Annotated in this window: 19 protein-coding genes; 6 read left to right on the forward strand and 13 right to left on the reverse strand. The window is 68.5% G+C overall.

The genetic code is table 11. The features are described 5' to 3' along the window. Positions 1-35: 35 nt before the first annotated feature. Entirely contained in the window at positions 36-1,880 is a 1,845-nt protein-coding gene (locus AMYAL_RS0115185; RefSeq protein WP_020632159.1) for a prolyl oligopeptidase family serine peptidase, read from the forward strand. Positions 1,881-2,069: 189 nt separating this feature from the next. Here AMYAL_RS0115185 and AMYAL_RS0115190 read toward each other — a convergent pair whose 3' ends face one another. The 6 genes from AMYAL_RS0115190 to AMYAL_RS0115215 all read right to left on the reverse strand — a co-directional run bounded on the left by AMYAL_RS0115190 (position 2,070) and on the right by AMYAL_RS0115215 (position 6,741). After that, on the reverse strand, positions 2,070-2,255 hold the full coding sequence (locus tag AMYAL_RS0115190; RefSeq protein WP_020632160.1) for a 2-hydroxymuconate tautomerase: 186 nt from the start codon (positions 2,253-2,255) through the stop codon (positions 2,070-2,072). 10 nt (positions 2,256-2,265) lie between these two features. Then, positions 2,266-2,892: a TIGR03085 family metal-binding protein gene (locus AMYAL_RS0115195; RefSeq protein ID WP_020632161.1), complete on the reverse strand. Its 627-nt coding sequence runs from the start codon at positions 2,890-2,892 to the stop codon at positions 2,266-2,268. A gap of 62 nt (positions 2,893-2,954) precedes the next feature. Beyond that, positions 2,955-4,328 (reverse strand): glutamate decarboxylase, encoded by a 1,374-nt coding sequence (gad, locus tag AMYAL_RS0115200; RefSeq protein ID WP_020632162.1) that lies wholly within the window; start codon positions 4,326-4,328, stop codon positions 2,955-2,957. 746 nt (positions 4,329-5,074) lie between these two features. Further along, positions 5,075-5,551 (reverse strand): DNA starvation/stationary phase protection protein Dps, encoded by a 477-nt coding sequence (gene dps / locus AMYAL_RS0115205; protein WP_020632163.1) that lies wholly within the window; start codon positions 5,549-5,551, stop codon positions 5,075-5,077. Positions 5,552-5,606: 55 nt separating this feature from the next. Further along, positions 5,607-6,029, reverse strand: a complete 423-nt coding sequence (locus AMYAL_RS0115210; RefSeq protein WP_005166417.1) for an organic hydroperoxide resistance protein — start codon at positions 6,027-6,029, stop codon at positions 5,607-5,609. Between the two features lie 136 nt (positions 6,030-6,165). Then, on the reverse strand, positions 6,166-6,741 hold the full coding sequence (locus tag AMYAL_RS0115215) for an NADPH-dependent FMN reductase (RefSeq protein ID WP_020632164.1): 576 nt from the start codon (positions 6,739-6,741) through the stop codon (positions 6,166-6,168). Between the two features lie 148 nt (positions 6,742-6,889). On the opposite strand from AMYAL_RS0115215, the gene AMYAL_RS0115220 reads away from it, so the two are divergent. After that, positions 6,890-7,936, forward strand: a complete 1,047-nt coding sequence (locus AMYAL_RS0115220; RefSeq protein ID WP_020632165.1) for an alpha/beta hydrolase — start codon at positions 6,890-6,892, stop codon at positions 7,934-7,936. Positions 7,937-8,039: 103 nt separating this feature from the next. On the opposite strand, the gene AMYAL_RS0115225 is transcribed toward AMYAL_RS0115220, so the two are convergent. Beyond that, on the reverse strand, positions 8,040-8,570 hold the full coding sequence (locus AMYAL_RS0115225) for a hypothetical protein (RefSeq protein ID WP_026467092.1): 531 nt from the start codon (positions 8,568-8,570) through the stop codon (positions 8,040-8,042). A gap of 445 nt (positions 8,571-9,015) precedes the next feature. Next, on the reverse strand, positions 9,016-10,458 hold the full coding sequence (locus AMYAL_RS0115230; protein ID WP_020632167.1) for a catalase: 1,443 nt from the start codon (positions 10,456-10,458) through the stop codon (positions 9,016-9,018). A 268-nt stretch (positions 10,459-10,726) separates the two neighbouring features. Here AMYAL_RS0115230 and AMYAL_RS0115235 point away from each other — a divergent pair, with 268 nt between their 5' ends. Further along, positions 10,727-11,878 carry an MFS transporter gene (locus tag AMYAL_RS0115235; RefSeq protein WP_084702319.1) on the forward strand — a complete coding sequence of 384 codons (1,152 nt, stop codon included), beginning with the start codon at positions 10,727-10,729 and terminating at the stop codon, positions 11,876-11,878. A 6-nt stretch (positions 11,879-11,884) separates the two neighbouring features. On the opposite strand, the gene AMYAL_RS0115240 is transcribed toward AMYAL_RS0115235, so the two are convergent. Together AMYAL_RS0115240 and AMYAL_RS0115245 are read right to left on the reverse strand one after the other, a co-directional pair. Beyond that, positions 11,885-12,256: a hypothetical protein gene (locus tag AMYAL_RS0115240; RefSeq protein WP_020632169.1), complete on the reverse strand. Its 372-nt coding sequence runs from the start codon at positions 12,254-12,256 to the stop codon at positions 11,885-11,887. Positions 12,257-12,328: 72 nt separating this feature from the next. Continuing rightward, positions 12,329-13,519, reverse strand: a complete 1,191-nt coding sequence (locus tag AMYAL_RS0115245; RefSeq protein ID WP_020632170.1) for an RtcB family protein — start codon at positions 13,517-13,519, stop codon at positions 12,329-12,331. A 239-nt stretch (positions 13,520-13,758) separates the two neighbouring features. Between AMYAL_RS0115245 and AMYAL_RS0115250 the strand changes: the two genes are divergently transcribed. Continuing rightward, positions 13,759-15,258, forward strand: a complete 1,500-nt coding sequence (locus AMYAL_RS0115250; RefSeq protein ID WP_020632171.1) for a M48 family metallopeptidase — start codon at positions 13,759-13,761, stop codon at positions 15,256-15,258. Between the two features lie 9 nt (positions 15,259-15,267). Continuing rightward, a complete protein-coding gene (locus AMYAL_RS0115255; RefSeq protein ID WP_020632172.1) occupies positions 15,268-16,374 on the forward strand; it encodes a DUF4034 domain-containing protein in 1,107 nt (368 codons plus the stop codon). A gap of 436 nt (positions 16,375-16,810) precedes the next feature. Here the strand turns inward: AMYAL_RS0115255 and AMYAL_RS0115260 are convergent, their stop codons facing one another. Both AMYAL_RS0115260 and AMYAL_RS0115265 read right to left on the reverse strand, forming a co-directional pair. Beyond that, positions 16,811-17,851: an aspartate-semialdehyde dehydrogenase gene (locus AMYAL_RS0115260; protein ID WP_026467094.1), complete on the reverse strand. Its 1,041-nt coding sequence runs from the start codon at positions 17,849-17,851 to the stop codon at positions 16,811-16,813. Beyond that, on the reverse strand, positions 17,851-19,116 hold the full coding sequence (locus AMYAL_RS0115265; protein WP_020632174.1) for an aspartate kinase: 1,266 nt from the start codon (positions 19,114-19,116) through the stop codon (positions 17,851-17,853). Before AMYAL_RS0115265 ends, AMYAL_RS0115260 begins: the two co-directional genes overlap by 1 nt. A 281-nt stretch (positions 19,117-19,397) precedes the next feature. On the opposite strand from AMYAL_RS0115265, the gene AMYAL_RS0115270 reads away from it, so the two are divergent. Further along, positions 19,398-19,994, forward strand: a complete 597-nt coding sequence (locus AMYAL_RS0115270) for a nitroreductase family protein (protein WP_020632175.1) — start codon at positions 19,398-19,400, stop codon at positions 19,992-19,994. Here the strand turns inward: AMYAL_RS0115270 and AMYAL_RS0115275 are convergent. Then, complete coding sequence (locus tag AMYAL_RS0115275; protein ID WP_020632176.1) at positions 19,955-21,424, reverse strand: MFS transporter; 1,470 nt, start codon at positions 21,422-21,424, stop codon at positions 19,955-19,957. The genes AMYAL_RS0115270 and AMYAL_RS0115275 overlap by 40 nt on opposite strands. Between the last annotated feature and the right edge of the window lie 58 nt (positions 21,425-21,482).

Genomic DNA, 21,482 nt, shown 5'->3' on the forward strand with positions numbered 1-21,482 from the left:
CACACAGTACGGCTCCGGGGTGGCAGGATCGAGGGGTGAGCACGCAGCCAGGCAACAAATATCCGTCCGCGGCGGTCCCGGACCGTCTGTTCGACGACGCCGAAGCCGAGGCCAGGTGGCGGGCCCGCTTCCACGCGCCGCGCATCTCGGTGCCCGAGTGGGCCATCGACGCCCCCGACGCGAACGTCTACGTCTCCAACGCCAGCGGCGTCTGGGAGGTCTACTCCTGGGACCGGTCGACCGGCGAGCACCGCCGCGTCACCGACCGGCCCAACGGCACCCTGCACGCGACCCCGTCCCCCGACGGCCGCTGGATCTGGTGGTTCAACGACACCGACGGCGACGAGTTCGGTTCCTGGGTCCGCGAACCGTTCGCCGCGGGAGCCGCCGCCGAGCGCGCGGTGCCGGACGTCCACGACGGCTACCCCGCCGGGCTCGAGATCGGCACCCGCGTGACCGCCGTCGGCGTCTCGACCGACGACGGCAGCGAACTCTTCGCCACCATCGGCGGCGAGACCACGAGCTTCTACCGGCACGAGGACGACGCCGGGATCGCCTCGCTTTCCCGCGACGAGTCGCTGCTCGCGATCTCCCATTCCGAACACGGTGATTCGCGACACCCCGCGCTGCGCGTCCTGTCGACCGACGGCTTCACCACGGTTGCCGACAAATGGGACGGTGACGGCAAGGGCCTCGGCGCGCTGGAGTTCTCACCGGTCGCGGGCGACCAGCGGCTGCTGGTGCTGCACGAGCGGCGTGGCCGTGAAGAGCTGCTGATCTGGGACACGGCCGAGGACACCGAGCGGGAGATCGAACTCGACCTGCCCGGCGAAGTGGTCGCGGGCTGGTACCCGGACGCGCGAGCATTGCTGGTCGTCCAGTTCCACCAGGGCCGCAGTTCCCTTCACCGGTACGACCTCGCGAGTGGCGAGCTGTCCTCTTTGGACACTCCGCCCGGCCGGATCGGCGGCGCCGGGGTGCGGCCCGACGGCACCGTCGAGTACTCGTGGTCCAGTGCCGCGCAGCCGACGGCGGTGCGTGCGCGGGCGACCGGCGGCACCGACTCGGTCCTCCTCGAACCGCCGGGTGAGCGGGCTCCGGAATCCGCGCCCGTCACCGACGCGTTCGTCGACGGGATCGGCGGGCAGATCCACGCACTCGTCTCACGTCCGGCAGACGCTCCCGAAGGCCCGCTTCCGACGGTCTTCTCCTTGCACGGCGGACCGCATTCAGCCGACGAAGACCGGTTCTCCGCGTACCGCGCGGTCTGGCTCGACGCCGGATTCGCCGTCGTCGAGGTCAACTACCGCGGCTCGACCGGCTACGGCTCGGCATGGCGCGACGCCATCGAAGGACGTCCCGGCCTGACCGAACTCGAAGACGTCGCCGCAGTGCACGACTGGGCCGTCCAAAGTGGACTCGCGGATCCGGAAAAGTGCGTGGTGAACGGGGCTTCGTGGGGTGGCTACCTGAGCCTGCTGGCGCTGGGCACCCAGCCCGCGCGGTGGGCGGCGGGGGTCGCCGGGGTTCCCGTCGCGGACTATGTCGCCGCGTACGAGGACGAGATGGAGCAGCTGCGCTCGTTCGACAGGGCACTGTTCGGCGGTTCGCCGGAGACAGTGCCGGCGGTGTACGGGGAATGCTCGCCGATCACCTACGTCGAGGCCGTGACGGCGCCGGTGCTGGTGCTCGCCGGGGACAACGACCCGCGCTGCCCGATCCGGCAGGTCGAGAACTACCTCGACAGGCTCGCGAAGCGCGACATCCCGTTCGAGTTCTACCGTTTCGACGCGGGCCACGGGTCGCTGGTGATCGCCGAGACGATCAAGCAGACGGCGATCGAGGTGTTCTTCGCACTGCGGGCCGTCGGCCTTCGCTGACCTTCGCAGCTTCGCTGACCTTCGGGCCGGTTGTCCACAGCGGGACCCCGTTGTGGACAACCGGCCCCTCCCAGCCCACGATCGACCGGAAAAGTCCTACCCCCTCGATACGCTGGGTGCGGGGCCGTCCCCCAGGGAGGGCGGGGGGCTGGGGTGGGGTGGGGTGGTTTGGCGGCGAGGTGTGGGGGGTCAGCGGTCTGAGAAGAGGGTGCCGCCGGAAGCCCAGTGTTCGGCGGGGATCTCGTTGATGGTCACCCAGACGCCGTCGGGGTTGCCGCCGCAGGTGCGGACGAAGGCGTCGGTCACCTCGCGGACGAGGGCCTGCTTCTGTTCGGCCGTCCGGCCGGGGAACATCGAAACATTGATCATCGGCATGACCCGGATTTTAGAGTCCGCGGTCGTGCTTCCGGAGCTTGTCCACCGCGTAGGCGTCACCTTCGAAGGTGATCCGGGCCGCGTCGCGGCCGAAGACGAACAGCAGCAGCTCGATCGGCGCACCGACCACGGTCACCGTGTCCGGGCCTTCCTTCACCCGCGCTTCGCGGCCTTCGGGAGTCTTCAGGACCACGCCGACCGGTGACTTCCGCAGGTTCAGCTTCGACGCCTGCTTCGCCGACTTCCACGCCGCCGCGTCCCGCGAGGACTCCGCCGGACGAGGCTCCCAGCCAGGCTGACCCCGGCGGACATCCTCGTGATGCACCAGGAACTCCGCACTGTTCGTCAGCTCGTCGAGCGCGCCGATCGACGTCGGCCAGAACCACGCCGGACCCGACCGCACCTTCCCGACCACCTCGGACCACGGCCGCGCCGCATAGGAGTCCTGCACCCGCTGCGTGTACGACGCCAAAGCGGGCACCAGGATCCCCGGCGCCGCGTCCGGCCGCCGCTCACGCACCAGCAGATGCGCCGCGAGATCCCGCGTCTTCCAGCCCGCGCACAAGGTCGGCGCGTCCGGGCCGACCTCTTCGAAAAGCTCGCTCAACGCACGACGTTCGTCTCCGGCGACTCCCATACCCCCCGACGTTACGCGCCAGTAGGGCCGGGGGAAATCCGGCGTGACGCAGGGCACCCGGCTCAGTGATGGAACGCGGTCCGCCGTCCAGGGCGATGATCGAGCTCCGGCAACAGCCGACGGAGGTCGTCGAGCAGCAGATCCGCGAGGTCGTGCGTGAACCCGTTGCGCACCACGATCCTCAGCACCGCGAGATCCGTCCGGTGCTCCGGGAACGTGTACGCCGGGACAAGCCACCCACGCTCCCGAAGCCGCCGTGACACGTCGAAGACATCGAAGCCCTCGACATCCGCCTTCGTCGTGAAGGCGAACACGGGCAGCTGATCGCCGCGCGTCAGCAGTTCGAACGGGCCCAGCCCGGCGATCCCGTCCGCCAGCTGCGTCGCCACATCACGTGAAGCCTGTTGCACCGCACGGAAACCTTCACGCCCGAGCCGCACGAACGTGTAGTACTGCGCGGCCACCTCGGCACCGGGACGCGAAAAGTTCAGCGCGAAAGTCGGCATGTCGCCACCGAGATAGTTGACGTTGAAGACGAGCTCATCGGGCAACGCCGCCTTGTCACGCCACAACACCCAGCCGACACCGGGATAGACCAGCCCGTACTTGTGCCCGGAGGTGTTGATCGACGCCACCCGCGCCAGGCGGAAGTCCCAGACCAGATCCGGATCGAGGAACGGCGCGATCATCGCGCCCGAAGCACCGTCGACATGCACCGGGATGTCCCAGCCGGACCGATCCTTCAGCCCGTCGAGCGCGGCCGCGATCTCGGCGACCGGCTCGTAGCTGCCGTCGAAAGTGGACCCGAGGATCGCGACGACACCGATGGTGTTCTCGTCGCACCGGGCGATCGCCTCGTCCGCGGTGAGATGGAAACGGTCACCGTCCATCGGCACCAGCCGCGGCTCGACCTCCCAGTACTCGCAGAACTTCTCCCAGCACACCTGGACGTTCGCGCCCATCACCAGATTCGGCTTCCCGGTGCGCCCCAGCTTCGACCAGCGGCGCTTCAACGCCATCCCGGCGAGCATGCAGGCCTCGGACGACCCGGTGGTGGAACAGCCCATGACCTCGGTGGGCTCCGGCGCGTGCCACAGATCGGCGAGGATGTTCACGCAGCGCCGTTCGAGTTCCGCGGTCTGCGGGTACTCGTCCTTGTCGATCATGTTCTTGTCGACGCATTCGGCCATCAGCTCACGCGCCTGCGGCTCCATCCACGTGGTGACGAACGTGGCGAGATTGAGCCGGGCGTTGCCGTCGAGCATCAGCTCGTCGCGCACCAGCTGGAGCGCGGTGTCGGGCGGAAGCGGATCCTCGGCGAGGCGTTCGTGCGGGAGGCGGATGCCCGCGGCGAGCGCGGGATACGCGCCGACGTACATCGGGTTGGCCCCGCTCTTGCGGTCCGGGTCGGTCGAGGTTCCCTTGTGCAGCACCATGGGTTGAAAAGTAGCGCCTCGTGCGTGGTGAGGACGGTCAGAACCGTCCTCACCACGCACGAGGAGACCTACCGACGGTCACCAAGCACGCGCCCCGCTGGTCGCGTTGCGAAAGCCACGTTCGCAACGTTGAAAGTTGCGAAAGTGGCTTTCGCAACACGCACTCCCCGCCAGACCGCACTGGACCCCAGGGGATCGCGGGTCTCGTGAGTGGCAAGGACGGTGAGAGCCAAGGGGTGTTTCAGGTACCTACTTGTGGTGCGCAGGTGGCGGTGTCGCGTTCGGGTGAGGTGGGCGATCGTGCGTGATCAGAGACGGATCACGCGAGTCACGCCTTAGACGCCTGCCCTGTGTGCCCTGGGCGCTACCCGGCGATGGTGTCGCGAAAGCCACTTTCGGGACATCAGACGTCGCGAAAGTGGCTTTCGCGACACGCGGCCTCTATCCGGGCCGCGCAGTCTCTCGGCGGTCGTGAGCGGTCAGGACGGCTAAGACCAAGGATGTCTTAGGTACCTGCCGTGGTGCGCGGATGGCGGTGTCGTGTGTCCAGCAGGACGACACGCGTGACGGGATGGACGACACGCGTGTCTGGTGGGACGTCTCGTGAGTCGTCCGTTGGCTCACGCGTGTCGTCCGTTCAATCACGCGTGTCGTCCGGGCAGTCACGTGAGACAGCCAGCCTCACATTGGGGTCATGAGTGGCAAGGACGGCCAGAACCGTCCTTGCCACTCACGAGGAGACAGCGTCAGGCCTGCTGCGCCTGCCACATCCAGTGCGCCTTTTCGAGCTCCTGGGTGATCGCGATCAGCAGGTCCTGGGTGACCAGGTCACTCTTGTCGGTCTCGTCGATACGCTTGCGCAGGCGCTCGATCAGCGCCGCGAGGATGTCGACGATCGCCGCCACCGTGGACTCGACGGACTGCCAGTTGTCGGGATAGCCCGGCAGCCCGGAGCTCTCTACGACGGCCTTCGCCTGGCCGTTCGGTGAGACACCGATGGCGTTGGCGCGCTCGGCGACCTCGTCGGTGTACTGGCGCGCGGTGTCGACCAGCTCGTCGAGCTGGAGGTGCACACTGCGGAAGTTCGCGCCGACGACGTTCCAGTGGGCCTGCTTCGCGATCAGCGACAGATCCACCAGATCGACCAGCGTGGCCTGCAAGGCGTTACCGGTGATCTCCTTGTCGGCTTCGCTCAGCGGACTCTTGATCGGGGACTTGCCCATCTTCGGTCTTCCTTTCAGAAATTGCCGGTACGAGTGGAGCTGCCGCGCGAGAGGATCAGACCGTCGCCGACAGGGCGACTTCGATGTTCCCTCGGGTCGCGTTCGAGTAGGGGCACACCTGGTGCGCCTGCTCGACGAGCTGATCGGCCTGCGCCTGCTCCAGACCGGGCAGCGAAACCTTGAGCGCCACGGCGAGACCGAAACCCTCGCCCTGCTTGAGCACGCTGACCTCGGCCGAGACGGTGGAACCCTCCAGCTTCACCTTGGCCGCGCGTGCGACGACCTGGAGCGCGGAGTGGAAACAGGCGGAATAGCCGGCGGCGAAGAGCTGCTCGGGGTTCGTCTTGTCCCCGCCCGGTCCGCCCATCTCCTTCGGGATCGCCAGCGACTCGTCGATGACGCCGTCAGAGGACGTGACCTCACCGTTGCGGCCGTCGCCGCGAGCGGTGGCAACAGCGGTGTAGAGAGCCTCAGCCATTCTTCGCCTACCTCCTGGTTTCAAGACACGCCCCAGTGAGCGTCTCTGTGGTGCCAACGTCCCGCAACCGCGAAACCTTGCCACCCCATGGCAGGCATCACGTCCGGGAATACCCGGACGACGACGAGGCAAACCCCTAACGGCCCGCCCGGCTGATCGCGAACTCGGCGACCTGGCTCCCGATCAGGCGAAGTGTGCGGACGGTCTTGTCATCGGAGGCGCCGCCGGCTTCGTCGAACTTCGTTTCCGCGCTGTTGATCGAACCACCCAATGGGGTGGCCCATCCCCGCAACGCGTGCGTGATCGTGCGCAGCTGGTCCAGCGTCGTGACGGCGGCCTGCCAGCCGAACGCGACGGCGGCGAGACCGACCGCGCGGCCGTCGAGGTACGGACGGGCGTCGTCACGCAGGTCCTCGACGTAGTCCAGGGCGTTCTTGACCAGACCCGACAACGCTCCGTGGTAGCCGGGCGAGACCACGATGATCCCGTCGGCGCGGCGGATCGCCTCGACGAGACGCTGGGCACGTTCGTGCCGTTCCGCCAACGCGGTGTCATAGAACGGCAGCACCAGCTCGGGTCCGGGGATCAACTCCGTGGTGACCCCGGCCTCGGCCGCGCCGCCCAAAGCGATGCGCAGCGCGCGTTCCGACTGCGAGCCCTGTCGAAGTGAGCCGCCGATACCGAGGACATGAACCGCGTTCGTCGAAGTCACGCTTTCGAGGCTAGCCCCTCGACTTAAGTGGAGGACCAGGATCTGGAACGGAGTCCTGTGTCACACCCGTTCGCCGCAACGGCCCCCGTTCCCGCTGGACGGCTTACCTACTCGCAAGTAACCTGACGTGAAGCCCCCAGGAGGAAGCATGGCGATCCCGCTCCAGATCCGTGCCGAGGCCGCGTTCTCGCAGCTGGCGTTCTGGCTCCCGAGCCCGCTCAGAAGGGCCATCGCCGGATCGCCGCTCCGCCTGGACGGACAGGAACTCGCCCTCGACGCCCAGCTCCTGCTTCGCCTGCAGAAGCTGGCGAAGGCATCGCTGGTGCGGGGAAGCGTCGAAGAGTCACGCCGCCTGCTCCTGGCGAGCAGGCATCTGGTCAGCGGACCGACGATCGAACCGGTCGCCACCAGGGAGCTGCTGATCCCGACGGGCGACGGCGACGTGCCCGCCACGCTCTACACACCGGCCGGCCTTCCCGACCCGTCCGGGCTGCTGGTGTTCTTCCACGGCGGCGGCTGGGTGGTCGGCAGCCGCGCCTCCCACGACAACACCGTCCGCTACCTGGCGAAACAGGCGGGCGTGCGGGTTCTTTCGGTCGAGTACCGGCTCGCGCCGGAGACGCGGTTCCCCGGCGCCACCGAGGACGCGATCGCGGCTTTCGAGTACGCCTTCGCGAAGGCGCGGGATCTGGGCGCGGACCCGGCCCGTATCGCCGTCGGCGGCGACAGCGCGGGCGGGAACCTGGCGGCGGTGACCGCGCAGCAGGCGGTGAAACGCGGCGGCGGGGTCCCGGCGTTCCAGCTGCTGTTCTATCCGGCGACGGATTTCACCGTGCGCCGCCGTTCCCGCGAATTGTTCGCCGAGGATCTGTTCCTCACCGATTCGGATATGACCTGGTTCGAAGGCCATTACGTGCCGAAGGGCACCGATCTGTACAACCCGAAACTTTCCCCGCTGCACGGCGACGTTTCCGGATTGCCGCCCGCGTATATCGCGACGGCCGGTTTCGATCCGCTACGCGACGAGGGCGAGGCTTACGCGGAGAAATTGCGGAAGGCCGGGGTCCCGGTGGCGCTCAGCCGCCAGCCCGACCTGATCCACGGGTACATCAACTTCCTCGGCGTCGGCCGCCGGTTCCGTGAGGCGACCGCCGAAGCGGCCGGGGCGCTGCGGCTGGGCCTCGCCCCGAAGTGACGGCCAGAGCCCGAGCGGGGAGAAATGTCCCAGCTCGGGCTCCGGCCCCCATATCGTGGCCCGCCGCCCTGCACAGCGGAACCGGATGACTCCTGTGGTCTCCCTAGGGCGTCGGGAGGGGCACCGGCGGGACCGGAAGCGGCGGGACAGGGAGTCCGCCGAGCAGGCCGGCGAGGATGCCGGTCACCGCTGTCAACAGGGCTTTCACCAGGTCACTGACGATCTTCAGCGGTCCGGGCAGGTCCGGGAGCGACGGGATCGGCACCGGCAGTGGCGGCAGCTGGCGCGCCTTGGCCGTCGGGTCGGCCAGCAGCCTGCTGGACTCGTCGGAGCGGCCCTTGGCCAGGTCGCCGAGTTTCTGCGTTTCGGTCTGGATCTGATAGCGCTTGCCTGCGGCGATGTCACCGAGGACGGGGCTCAGCTTGTCCAAGTCCGCCCGCGTCTTGGCGACGTCACCGCCGTAGGCCACCTTGGTGAGACCGTCTCGCATCTGCAGCACCTGCGCGGCGAGCGCCTGCGTATTCGACGAACCCTTTCCACCATCGGTACTAGCCGTCGCGGCGCCGGCTGAGGCCACCGCCAACAGACTGCCCGCGGCTACCGCGGCAATCGTCCGGGCAATGTTGCCTTTCATTCCCTTACCTCCTGGCCTCTGGGACCTGACGAGGTAATCGATACCCGCCGTATCGGCCGAACACCACCCGATCACCGGTTGGAACCGTTTTCCAACCCTTACGTGCCGGATTCATTCCCGGCGAAGACCCCCACAATTGATTAACGTCAAAATCTTGTGCCTCCCCCTGAAGATCACCCTTTTCCCGCTGTTTTATGACTGGCCGTGACCGGGCGACCCGGCCGTGCGTTTCGTTCACCCACAGCGGTGTAAACGGTGATCGTTTGGCTTCATCACTCCGTCGGACAGGCGTGTCGCACTGCTCCACTCGGGGTGTCCCCCACGCACGCCCCGCCGTCTTCTGGTTTCACATGCGAGTGGGGACATGGAAACGCACCCGGTGCGCGGGGATGTCGCGCACCGGGTGCGTTCCGGTGGTGGGAGCAGCCTCTGGTGAGAGGTCGTTCTACTTGCGGAAGGCGGCCGCGACCTTGTCGCCGAGGTCCTTGTCGACGTTCCGCCAGTACTCGAAGACGCGCTCCAGCACCGGCTGTGAGACGTCGTTCGAGGCGTGGCCGATGATGTTGTTCGCGAGCCGCTCGCGCTGCTCGTCGTCCATCACGTCGCGCACGAGCGTGCCCGGCTGGCCGAAGTCGTCGTCCTCGGCGTGGAGCTTGTACGCCGACCGGATGACCTCGTCCTCGACGCCGTAGCCCGAAGCGGTCTCGGCGGCGATCTCCGCGTTCGCGTGCGGACCGCCCTTGGAGTTCGGCGCGTACACCGGGTCGCCGGGGTTGTTGTAGCGCATCGCGCCGTCGCGCGAGTAGCTGTTCACCGGGGACTTCGGTGCGTTGACCGGCAGCTGCGTGTAGTTCGCGCCGATCCGGTAGCGGTGCGCGTCCGGGTACGCGAACAGGCGGCCCTGCAGCATCTTGTCCGGCGACGGGCCGATGCCCGGCACCAGGTTGGACGGCTCGAACGCGGCCTGCTCGATCTCCGCGAAGTAGTTCGCCGGGTTGCGGTCGAGCACCCAGCGGCCGACCTTGATCAGCGGGTAGTCGCCCTTCGGCCACACCTTGGTCAGGTCGAACGGGTTGAACCGGTAGTCCGCGGCTTCGGCGTAGGGCATCACCTGGACGTACAGCGTCCAGCTGGGGTGATTGCCCTTCTCGATGTTCTTGAACAGGTCGCGGATGTAGTAGTCCGAGTCCTCGCCCGCGATGCGGTCCGCGTCGGCCTGGGGCAGGTAGCCGATGCCCTGATCGGTCTTGAAGTGGTACTTGACCCAGAACTTCTCGCCGCCGGCGTTCTCCCACAGGTAGGTGTGCGAGCCGAAGCCGTCCATCTCGCGCCAGTTCGACGGGATGCCGCGGTCACCCATCAGCCAGGTGACCTGGTGCGCGGACTCGGGCCGCAGCGTCCAGAAGTCCCACTGGATGTCGTGGTCGCGCAGGTGGTTGTCGGCGCGGCGCTTCTGCGAGTGGATGAAGTCCGGGAACTTGATCGGGTCGCGGATGAAGAACACCGGGGTGTTGTTGCCGACGAGGTCGTAGTTGCCCTCGGAGGTGTAGAACTTCACCGCGAAACCGCGCGGGTCACGCCACGTGTCGGGCGAGCCGTTCTCGCCGGCGACCGACGAGAAGCGGACCAGGCTCTCGGTGCGCACACCCGGCTGGAAGAGAGCGGCCTTCGTGAACTGGCTGACGTCCTCGGTGACCTCGAGGAAGCCGTGCGCGCCGCCACCCTTGGCGTGGACGACACGCTCCGGGACGCGCTCACGGTTGAACTGGGCGTTCTTCTCGATCAGGTAGTGGTCCTGGAGCAGGATCGGGCCGTTGGCGCCCACCGTCAGCGAGTCGTTGTCGCTCGCGACGGGGATGCCCACGTTGTTCGTGGTCGGCAAGGTCACGCCGGTGCCTCCTGGTTCGTGGTGGTCAAGCGGTCAGCCACACCAGCTTCGCCCGAGTGCGCGCGCTCAGCACGTCGTGGACGACCTGGTTCACCCACCCTCTCGCGTAATCTGGAATCAGTCAAGATAACTCTCGGCGCGGGTGACCGTCGCGACGTCCGCCGGGCGCGAAATAAACTTGCACGCGCGTACCAAGTTGCGTTCTCATCGGATCATGGCCCTGGCTCCGTACCGTCGCGTGTTGGCCGTGCCCGGTGTTCCCAGCTCGATGCTGCTGATGTTCCTGGCACGGCTCCCGATGACCGCCATGGGCGTGACGATGACGCTGTACGTCGTCAACGACCTGGGCCGCGGCTACGGGGCGGCAGGCCTGATCGGCGCCGCCACCACGCTCGGCAGCGCCTTCGGGGCACCGCTCGTCGGCCGGTACGTCGACCGCTTCGGGCTGCGGCCGGTGGTCGCGATCTGCGGGCTGGCCTCGTCGGCGTTCTGGATCAGCGCGCCGCATCTGCCGTATCAGGTGCTGCTGGCGGTCGCGCTCCCCGCGGGCGTGCTGTCGGTGCCCGCCGGGACGCTCGCGCGGCTGGTGCTCACCGCGCTCGTGCCGCTGGAGCAGCGGCGGGCGGCCTACTCGCTGGACACGATCCTGGTGGAGGCGTCGTTCATGATCGGGCCGTCGGCCGGGATCATGGCGATCACGCAGCTGCCCGCGGTCTACGCGCTCACCGGTATCGGAGTCTGCTTCGCGCTTTCGGCGACGTTGATCTACCGGCAGAACCCGCCGATCCGCGCCGAGGCCGACGCCGAGGTGTTCACCAGCGAACGCCCGACCGTGCGGAGCTGGCTCACCGGACGGCTCGTGATGGCGATGTTCATCGCCGCCGGCGCGCTGTTCTGCCTGGTCGGCATGGAACTCGCCGCGCTGGCGACGCTGCGCGCGAGCGGCGACATCACCTGGTCGGGGCTGCTGATCACGCTGATGTGCGTCGCGTCCGTCCTCGGCGGGGCGATCCACGGCGCCGTCCGGCGATCGCTTTCGCAGGGCACGCTGATGCTGCTGCTCGCGGTGCTCACGCTGCCGGTCGGACTGGTCGACCACCCGTGGTGGCTGCTGGCGATCGTGCTCTTCCCGAGCAACGTGCTGTGCGCGCCGACCCTCGCGGCGAGCACGGAGACGGTCAGCGCGGCCGCTCCCGCGCGGGTGCGCGGCGAGGCGATGGGCCTGCTGGACGCGGCCGGCCGGATCGGGCTGGCGATCGGGAGCCCGATCATCGGGTTCGTGATCGACCACTCCAGCCCCGGCTGGGGATTCGCGGCGTCGGCGCTGGGTGCGCTGGCGATCGCTTCGGTCGGCCTGTTCTGGCGGCGGTCCCGCACCCCGGCCACCCCGGCCCAGGTGCCCGAGCTCACTTCCCCCTGACGCGGATCAGGCGCAGACCTTGCGGAGGGCGTCCAGCTTGTCGAGGTTGCGCTTGGTCCAGTCCGCGATCTTGCCCGCGTCGTGGATGTTCTCCTTCTGGGCCTGCAGATACGAATCGGCCATGCCGGTGAGCGCGCCCGCCACGTCCTTCTCGCCGACGTTGTTCGCCAGCTCACGCAGGCGCCGCTCCTTGTCCGCGGCCCGCTCCTTGAGCGTCGCCGGGTCCGGGTTGAGATCGGCGAGGCTGAGCGCCTCGGCGCAGGTGCTGACCTTCGTCGCGGCCTTGTTCGTCTGATCGACCGCGTTCGTGACCTCGGTGCAGCCCGCCAGCGAAAGTCCGGCGACTGCCATGAGCGCCGCGAATCCCAACCTCTTCATGCTTTCAGCGTAGCGATTTCGTGGGTGGTATGTCGGGTTCCCCTGACCACCACCCACGAATCACCGGGTAATTCAGCCCTTCACGCAGACGACCTGCTTGAGGTGCGCGACCACCTCGACGAGATCCGTCTGCGCCTTGATCACCGTTTCGATGTCCTTGTACGCGGCCGGGATCTCGTCCACCACACCGGAGTCCTTGCGGCATTCCACCCCGGCGGTCTGCGCGGCGAGGTCTTCGGCGGTGAACAGCTTCTTGGCCTTGTTCCGCGACATCCGGCGGCCGGCGCCGTGCGACGCGGACTGGAAGGACGACGCGTTCCCGAGACCGCGCACGATGTACGAACCGGTGCCCATGCTGCCGGGAATGATCCCGAGGTCACCCGAACCCGCGCGGATCGCGCCCTTGCGGGTCACCAGCAGTTCGACGTCGTCGTAGGTCTCTTCGGCTACATAATTATGGTGACAGGAGATGGCGTCGTCGAACGTCGTCTGCGGGACGACGTCCTTCAGCGCCTGCTTCACGAGCGCGACCATGGTGGCGCGGTTACGCGCCGCGTAGTCCTGCGCCCAGAACAGGTCGCGCCGGTACGCCTGCATCTCCGGGGTGCCCGCGACGAACACCGCGAGGTCCGGATCCGGCAGGTCCGCGTTGTGCGGCAGTTTCCGCGCGACGGCCATATGCCGTTCCGCGAGTTCCTTGCCGATGTTGCGCGAACCCGAATGCAGCATCAGCCACACGCGGCCTTCGTCGTCGCCGCCCTGTTCGAGGCAGACCTCGATGAAGTGGTTGCCGCCACCGAGGCTCCCGATCTGCCGCGCCGCGCGGTCGTGCAGGTCCTGGACGCCGGAGTGCAGGTCGCCGAAGGACTTCCAGAACGCGTCCCAGCCACCGACACCGTGCACCTTCGCCGGGTTCACCGGGGTCTTGTGCAGGCCGAAGCCGACCGGGACGGCAGATTCGATCCGGCGGCGGAGCTTCAGCAGGTCGTCGGGCAGATCGGCGGCGGTGAGCGAGGTCCGCACCGCGCTCATCCCGCAGCCGATGTCCACGCCGACGGCGGCCGGGGACACGGCGTCGCGCATCGCGATCACGCTGCCGACGGTCGCACCCTTGCCGTAGTGGACGTCGGGCATGACCGCGACGCCGTGCACCCACGGCAGGTTGGCGACGTTGTGCAGCTGCCGCATGGCCTGGTCCTCGACCGACGTGGGGTCGGCCCACATCCGGATCGGAACCCGCGAGCCTTCGACCGCCGTGTACATGACTTTCCTTTCGTGGAAAACGTTTTGTCGCTCTCGAGCATGCACTGGCCGGACGGGCCGGACAACGCAATTATCTCGATCCACAGTGGACAGTCCACACGCGACTACCACGCGTGAGGTGATGTTCATCGCGAAGTCTTCGATCGTATTCGAAAAGTGATCGGCCGCGGGAGGTGCTTCGGGCACAATGAGCGCTCGGTGTCGGGGGTACACCAACTCTGGGGAAGGTCCGTTTCACAGTGAAGTCTTCACGTGGGCTGCTCGCTGCCGTCCTGCTCGCCGGGTTTCCACTGCTCGTGCTGGCGTTCGTGGGCGGCATCGTCACGCTCGAGGTAGTGGCGCTGCAACACAATGTCTTCACCGCGGTGAAGCTCGGCATCATCACGGTTCCGGTCGGCTGGATCCTGCTCAAGACCCTGCTCACGGTCGAGCGGGCCACCGACGACGACGTACCCGGTGTCGCGGTGACACCGGAGTCCCAGCCCGCACTGTGGGCGCTGGTCCGGGAGCTGGCGGACGAGGCGGGCACCCGGCCGCCGGACGAGATCTATCTCGACGCCGACGTCAACGCCGCGGTCACCGAGCGGACCTCGTGGCTCGGCCTGCGGGTGCTACGGCGGCGCATGATCATCGGGGTCCCGTTGATCATGGGTCTGCGCCAGGACCAGTTCCGCGCGGTGCTCGCGCACGAACTGGGGCACTACAGCAACAAGGACACCCGGTTCTCCGCGCTGACCTATCGCGGGCGCAAGTCCATCGCGCGGGTGGTCAACGGCCTGGGTCGCGACGGCTACTTCGAGCGCTTCGTCGGCTGGCTGTTCAAGCAGTACGCGAAGCTGTATTTCATGGTCTCGATGAGCGTCTGCCGGGCGCAGGAACTCGCGGCCGACGCCGTCTCGGCGCGGCTCGCCGGTACCGACGCGGCGGCTTCGGCGCTGCGTGAGATCGAGGCGCTGGCCGTCACCTGGCGGTTCTTCATGAACAACTACGCCGCGATCGGCTGGGACGCGGGCTACCTCCCGGACCGGTTCGGCGAGGGCTACCGCGCACTGCTCACCGACCCGACCAGGGCCGAGCAGATGGACGAGATGCGGCGGAACCCGTCGGAGGAGAAGACCTCGCGCTGGGACACGCATCCGGCCACGCGGGACCGCGTCGCGACGCTCGAAGCGGGCGACCGGATCCCGGTCCGCCCCGGCGGCGAGCGCCCCGCGACCGAACTGCTGACGGGCGCCGAGAAGATGCTCGACGAGGCGCTGTTCACCGTCTTCTCCGACGAAGCGCTCGCGAAGCGGCGGACGGACTGGCAGTCGCTGGTCGCCATCGGCCGTCGCCACGCCGCCGCCGAAGTGGCCGCCGAGATCCTCGGCGAACGCACCCTGGACATGGCGCTGGACCTGCTGGACGCGGGCAGGCACGAAGAGCTCGCCGATCCCGACTCGAAGCCGCCCGCCGGTGTCGGCCCACGGGCCCGCCGGGAGTTCGCGGCCACCTCCGTCCGCGGGCGGCTGGCGGTCGTGGTGCACGCGGCGCTCACCGACGTCGGCGCGGGGCGATGGTCGCTGTCGTGGTCGGGTCCGGCGCCGTTCGCCCTCGACGAGCCGCTGGAGGACCAGCTGGCACCCGCGCTCGACCAGGCCGCCGCGGCCGAATCCGACACCGCGCCGCTGCGCGCGCTGCTGACGGCCACCGGGGTGCCTGCCGGTTACCGGCCGTCACCCACTCTTGTTCGCTCATAAGGAGTTCCCATGCTTTGGCTGCTCAAATCCCGTGAACGCAAGGCCGTCTTCGCCCTGATGAAGGAGGCGAAGCGGCGCGGCGTCGAGGTCGACGAGCTCACCGCGACCATGACGCCGGAAGAGCTCGCCGCGCTGCTGCCGCCGAAGAAGCCCAAGTTCAAGGGCAAGATCCCGGACGTCACGCGCTGGGGCCTCCCGGCCGACGGCGAGGTGTCGACCAAGGAGTACTGGACCGACGAGGAGATCCTCGCCGTCCAGGCGTCGACCGCTCACGGCGAATGGGAAGGCGCCGCCGCGCTGCTGGCGTCGACCTGGGGGAACTGGGACCGTCGCAACCTGGTGACCGGCGCGCTCGGCGAGGCCGCCGCGCAGGACGACGAGTGGCTGCGCGCGTGGCGCAAAGCCCGCCCCGGTGACCGGGACGTGACACTGGTCGACGCGGAATCGCTGGTGCACGTGGCGTGGGAGGTGCGCAGCGGGCTGCAGGCGAAACACGTCACCGAAGAGCAGTTCGCCGCGTTCTTCCGGGTGCTGGAGCAGGCCGAGGAGGCCGCGCGCAAGGCGTCCGAGCTCGCTCCCGAGGACCCGACGCCCTGGGTGACCGCGCTCGCGGTCGCGATGGGGCGGCAGTACGAAAACGACCGGTACCTGGAGATCTGGGCGGAACTCGCCGACCGCGACCCGCAGCATCGCGGGGCGCACACGCGGGCACTGCAGTACTGGTGCGCGAAGTGGTTCGGCTCGAACGAGCGGATGTGGGAGTTCGCCGAGACCGCCGCGGCGAAGTCGCCGAAGCTGGCTCCGCTGCTGCTGATCGCCGCGCACGAATCCGAGTTCCAGGACGTGCCCGCGTGGCGGGACCCGCGGGTGTCCGGCGCGCTCGACGGGATCGTCGCGTGGCTGAACGGCGAAGGGCGGGATCACCCGTCGACACGCACGGACCGGGCGTACGCGGCGAAGGCGCTCGTGGAGAACGGGCGCTTCGACGAGGCCGTCGAGCAGTTCCGGCACTTGGGGACGCGGGCCGACGCCGGGATCTGGGCCTACAGCGGGGACGCGCGCGGCGAGTTCCTGGCGACGCGGTACGCGGCCTGCTTCGGGGCCACGCAACCCTGACCCTGACGCGTTCGGTCACCTGCCGGCGGTGACGGAAAGACGAAGTCGTCGTGTCGGCGGCCGGGACAGCGCTTGTCCGGGTGACCGCTGCCGCCGCCGGGCACTTGGCCCGCCGGAAGCGTTGCGAAAGCCACTTTCGCAACGCTGAAGGTTGCGAAAGCCACTTTCGCGACACCAGCTCCCGCCGGTTCTCACCTGCCCACTCACGACTCACCCTGCCCAGTGCGTTCCGGCGGCACCCCGTGTCGCGAAAGCCACTTTCGAGACGTCTGATGTCCCGAAAGTGGCTTTCGCGACACCGAAACCGGCCGCCGTACGAGCAGGCGATAGCCGCAAAGGGGAGCGGCGGCAGGGCCGAAAGCTCCCTTCACGCATCTGACGCAGCGAAGGGGCCTTTCACCGCATCGCATGCGGCGAAAGGCCCCTTCAGCCCACATCAGGAGTGGGCGGCGATCAGTTCCGCGATCTGCACGGCGTTGAGCGCCGCGCCCTTGCGCAGGTTGTCGTTCGACAGGAACAGCGCCAGACCGCGACCGCCGTCGACACCCGGATCCGTCCGCAGGCGCCCGACGTACGACGGGTCCTGGCCGGCGGCCTGCAGCGGCGTCGGGATGTCCGACAGTTCGACGCCGGGAGCGCCGGACAGCAGTTCGGTCGCGCGGGCGACCGAAAGCGCCTGCGAGAACTCCGCGTTGATCGAGATCGAGTGCCCCGAGAACACCGGCACCCGCACACAGGTGCAGGAGACGCGCAGCTCCGGGATGCTCAGGATCTTGCGGCTCTCGTTGCGGAACTTCTTCTCTTCGTCCGTCTCGAACTCGCCGTCGTCCACAATGGACCCAGCCATCGGGAGGACGTTGTGCGCGATGGTCCGCGCGTACTTCTTCGGCTCGGGGAAGGTGACCGCCGCGCCGTCGTGGGTCAGCGCGCCCGCGTTCGGCGCCGCCGCGGCCAGCTGGCCTTCCAGCTCCTCGACACCGGCGAGCCCGCTGCCGGACACCGCCTGATAGGTGCTGGCGACCAGCCGCACCAGGCCCGCTTCGGCGTGCAGCGGCTTGAGCACCGGCATCGCGGCCATGGTGGTGCAGTTGGGGTTCGCGATGATCCCCTTGCGCGCTTCCTTGACCGCCTCCGGGTTGACCTCGCTGACGATCAGCGGGACCTCGGGGTCCATACGCCACGCCGACGAGTTGTCGATCACCGTGGCGCCGGCCGCGGCGAACCGCTCCGCCTGCGCCTTGGAGGTCGAGCCACCGGCCGAGAACAGCGCGATGTCCAAACCGGACGGATCCGCGGTCGTCGCGTCCTCGATGACGATTTCCCCGTCACGCCAGGGAAGTTTCGAGCCCGCGGACCGCGCCGAAGCGAAGTACCGCATTTCGGCGACCGGGAAACCCCGTTCGGCCAGCAGACGGCGCATGACACCGCCGACCTGACCGGTCGCCCCGACAACTCCTACTCGCAGACCTTCAGCCATCAGCGACCACTCCCCGCGTAGACGACGGCTTCTTCGTCGCCGCCGAGTTCGAATGCTTCGTGGATCGCGCGCACCGCGTCGTCGAGCTGCGCGTCCCGGATCAGGACCGAGATCCGGATTTCCGAGGTGTTGATGATTTCGATGTTCACGCCCGACTGCGCGAGCGCCTCGCAGAACGTCGCCGTGACACCGGGGTGCGAACGCATCCCCGCGCCGACGAGCGACACCTTGCCGACATGGTCGTCGTAGAGGACCGACTCGAAACCGATCTCGCCCTTGATCTTCTCCAGCGACTGCACGGCCTTCGCCCCGTTGGCCTTCGACAGCGTGAAGGTGATGTCGGTGCGGCCCGACGACGTGCTGGACACGTTCTGCAGCACCATGTCGATGTCGATCTCGTTGTCGGCGATCACCCGGAAGATCTTCGCGGCGGCGCCGGCGTGGTCGGGCACACCGGTCACCGTGATCTTGGCTTCGGAGCGGTCGTGCGCCACACCGGTGATCAACGCTTGTTCCACGGGGATCTCCTCGATAGAACCGGTCACGGTGGTGCCCGGCTTGTCACTGTAGGAAGAACGGACTCGGATCGGGACGCCGTAGCGGCGCGCGTACTCCACCGAGCGCAGGTGCAGGATCTTCGACCCGCTAGCGGCCAGCTCCAGCATCTCCTCGTAGGCGATGGTGTCGAGCTTGCGGGCGTCGGGCACGACGCGCGGATCGGCGGTGTACACACCGTCCACATCGGAATAGATCTCGCAGACGTCGGCGTTCAGCGCCGCGGCCAGCGCGACGGCGGTGGTGTCCGAGCCGCCGCGGCCGAGGGTGGTGATGTCCTTGGTGTCCTGGGACACGCCCTGGAACCCCGCCACCAGCGCGATGTAGCCCTGGTCGAGGGCCTCCGTCACGCGGCTGGGGCTGACGTCGATGATCCGCGCGTTGCCGTGCACGGACGTCGTCACCACACCGGCCTGCGAACCGGTGAACGACCAGGCCTCCGCGCCCTGCGCCGAAATCGCCATCGCCACCAGCGAGTTGGAAATACGCTCACCGGCGGTGAGCAGCATGTCCATCTCGCGTTCCGGCGGCGCCGGATTGACCTGCTGAGCCAGGTCGAGCAGCTCGTCGGTCGTGTCGCCCATGGCGGAGCAGACGACGACCACGTCGTTGCCCGCCTTCTTGGTGGCGACGATGCGTTCCGCGACGCGTTTGATCCGGTCGGCACTTTCCAGCGACGAACCGCCGTACTTCTGGACCACGAGGGCCACGCCCGAACCTCCTCGACGGGCCGGGCGTGCTCCTGGTGGGCACCGAGGAGCCCCCGCGTCCCTTATTTGGGCGAAAGCCTACCGGGGACACGCATGCCCGCCACCCTCGTAAGTGGGCCTGAACACCACTTCAGGGACTTCTCGAAGTAAATCTTCCTTGACACCAACGAAATAGTCGGAGGGCTTTCACTTTAGTGACGGAGAGCACCCCTTGTTATCCATCCATGCCCCCGCCGCCACCCTCAAACGAGGAGCTTCGCTCCGCTGTATCTTCCCGAGCCATGCACAAACCCGCCCAGACGAGTACCCCGATCGCGTCGATCCTGGCCGCCAGGTGGAGTCCTCGCGCCTACGACGAGGCCGCCACGGTCACCGACGACCAGGTCCGCGCGCTGCTCGAAGCGGCCCGCTGGGCACCGTCGTTCGGCAACACCCAGCCCGCCCGCTACCTGGTCGGTCTCCGGGGCACGCCGTCGTTCGACCGCGTCCTCTCGACGCTCAACTCGGGCAACCGCGCGTGGGCCCACCGCGCCGGTCTGCTGCTGATCGGCGTGATGGTGACCACGAACGAGAAGGGCGAAGTTCCGTACGCCGAGTACGGGCTGGGGCTGGCGAGCGAGAACCTCGTGCTCCAGGCCGTCGAACTCGGCCTGATCGCGCATCAGATGGCCGGCTTCTCCGCCGAAGCGGCGAAGGACTTCTTCGGCCTGCCCGACGACGTCGTCCCCAAGGTCGCCATCGCCGTCGGGCACCCCGCGGACCCCTCGGTACTCGAAGAGGACTGGCGGATCGAGCGCGAGAAGGCGCCACGCGAGCGCGTTTCGCTGGCGGAGTTCGCCTACGCGGACGCCTGGGGCACGAGCGCCTTTTCCGACTGAGGGAGCCAGCGCAAGGCGAGGATCCCGAGCGCGACGTGCAGCAGGCTCAGCACCGCGACGGCGGTGTGGAGGCCCGCGACGAAGGCCTCCTTCGCGTCAACGGCAGCCGTGGGCGCGATACCGGGGAGCTGGAGGGTTTCGCCGAGCGTGGGCGCGAGACCCGGCCCGGCCAGGCGGAACACCAGCGCGGCGAGCGACCCCATGAGCGCGATCCCCAGCGCGTTGCCGATCTCGTTGCTCGTCTCGGCGATCGCGCCCGCCGCTCCCGCCCGTTCGGCAGGCACGGCGGCGACGGCCGTGTCGGCCACCACACTGAACGAGATGCCGTAACCGACCCCGGCGACCACGGTCGAGGCGACGTACCACCCCGCCCCGCCCGTGACGCCGGTCATGAGCAGCAGCGCGAGCCCGAGCGCGATGGAGAAGTGGCAGGTGACCAGCGCCGCGCGTTTGCCGATCCGGTCGACCAGCGCGGGCGTGACGACACAGAAGGTCGTGAGCACGGCCGCGCCGGGCAGTGCCAGCAGCGCCGCGTGCAGGACGGGCAGGCCGAGCACGGACTGCAGGTGGACTCCCGACAGGTAGGCGGCCGCCGACCACGCCGCCAAGGGCAGCAGCCCGGTCACGATCGCGATCGTGAAGACCCGGTCGCGGAACAGGGAGAACTCGATCAGCGGGTGGTCGAGACCACGCTGGCGCCGGGCGAACCACACCAGCAGCCCGGCCCCGGCGATCCCCGCGGCGACAGCGACCGCGGACAGTCCTTCGGCGGCGGCGTGCTTGACCCCGTAGATCGCGAGCAGCAGGCCGACGGCGGACAGCGCCACGCTCAGCGCGTCGACGCACCCCTCGCTCGTGGCCCGCACCTCCCGAAGCAGCACCGGCGCGAGCGCCAGGAACACCACGATCACCGGCAAGTTGACCAGGAAGACCGAACCCCAGGAGAACCGCTCCAGCAGGACACCGCCGACGACCGGGCCGATCGCGAAACCCGCGGCGAACGCGGCCGCGAAGACACCGATGGCCCGCGCCCGTCGTCGCGGATCGGGGAAAAGCTCGCTCAGCACGGCCAGCGCGGACGGCAGCAGTGTGGCGCCGGCCAGCCCCATCAGGGCGCGGAAGGCGATGAGCAGTTCCGGGCTCGGGGCGAACGCCGCGGCGGTGGAGGCCCCGCCGAACACCGCGGCGCCGATCATCAGCAGCTTCAGGCGGCCGTAGCGGTCGCCGATGGTGCCGAACGCGATGAGCAGCGAGCCGACCGCGAAGCCGTAGACGTCGAGGATCCACAGCGCCTGATCGGCCGTCGGCGTGAGCGCCTGGCTGATCCTGGGCATCGCGAGGAACAGGATCGACCCGTCCATCGAGACCAGGAAGACCGGGCAGAGGATCACCAGCAGGCCGAACCAGGCCCGGTTGTGCTGTCGTGTCATGCCCTCGAAGGTGTGACAACACGCGACCGGCAACCATCCCCGTGCCGTGGGTACACCC

Origin of the sequence: Amycolatopsis alba DSM 44262 (assembly GCF_000384215.1) — a bacterium.
In the GTDB taxonomy this organism is placed as follows: Bacteria; Actinomycetota; Actinomycetes; order Mycobacteriales; family Pseudonocardiaceae; genus Amycolatopsis; species Amycolatopsis alba.

Bases quoted from the DNA above. Each gene is read 5' to 3' on its own strand.
- AMYAL_RS0115190 (WP_020632160.1), bottom strand. From the start codon at position 2,255: ATGCCGATGATCAATGTTTCGATGTTCCCCGGCCGGACGGCCGAACAG.
- AMYAL_RS0115195 (WP_020632161.1), bottom strand. From the start codon at position 2,892: ATGGGAGTCGCCGGAGACGAACGTCGTGCGTTGAGCGAGCTTTTCGAA.
- gad (WP_020632162.1), bottom strand. From the start codon at position 4,328: ATGGTGCTGCACAAGGGAACCTCGACCGACCCGGACCGCAAGAGCGGG.
- dps (WP_020632163.1), bottom strand. From the start codon at position 5,551: ATGGGCAAGTCCCCGATCAAGAGTCCGCTGAGCGAAGCCGACAAGGAG.
- AMYAL_RS0115210 (WP_005166417.1), bottom strand. From the start codon at position 6,029: ATGGCTGAGGCTCTCTACACCGCTGTTGCCACCGCTCGCGGCGACGGC.
- AMYAL_RS0115220 (WP_020632165.1), top strand. From the start codon at position 6,890: ATGGCGATCCCGCTCCAGATCCGTGCCGAGGCCGCGTTCTCGCAGCTG.
- AMYAL_RS0115225 (WP_026467092.1), bottom strand. From the start codon at position 8,570: ATGAAAGGCAACATTGCCCGGACGATTGCCGCGGTAGCCGCGGGCAGT.
- AMYAL_RS0115235 (WP_084702319.1), top strand. From the start codon at position 10,727: ATGCTGCTGATGTTCCTGGCACGGCTCCCGATGACCGCCATGGGCGTG.
- AMYAL_RS0115240 (WP_020632169.1), bottom strand. From the start codon at position 12,256: ATGAAGAGGTTGGGATTCGCGGCGCTCATGGCAGTCGCCGGACTTTCG.
- AMYAL_RS0115245 (WP_020632170.1), bottom strand. From the start codon at position 13,519: ATGTACACGGCGGTCGAAGGCTCGCGGGTTCCGATCCGGATGTGGGCC.
- AMYAL_RS0115255 (WP_020632172.1), top strand. From the start codon at position 15,268: ATGCTTTGGCTGCTCAAATCCCGTGAACGCAAGGCCGTCTTCGCCCTG.
- AMYAL_RS0115260 (WP_026467094.1), bottom strand. From the start codon at position 17,851: ATGGCTGAAGGTCTGCGAGTAGGAGTTGTCGGGGCGACCGGTCAGGTC.
- AMYAL_RS0115270 (WP_020632175.1), top strand. From the start codon at position 19,398: ATGCACAAACCCGCCCAGACGAGTACCCCGATCGCGTCGATCCTGGCC.
- AMYAL_RS0115275 (WP_020632176.1), bottom strand. From the start codon at position 21,424: ATGACACGACAGCACAACCGGGCCTGGTTCGGCCTGCTGGTGATCCTC.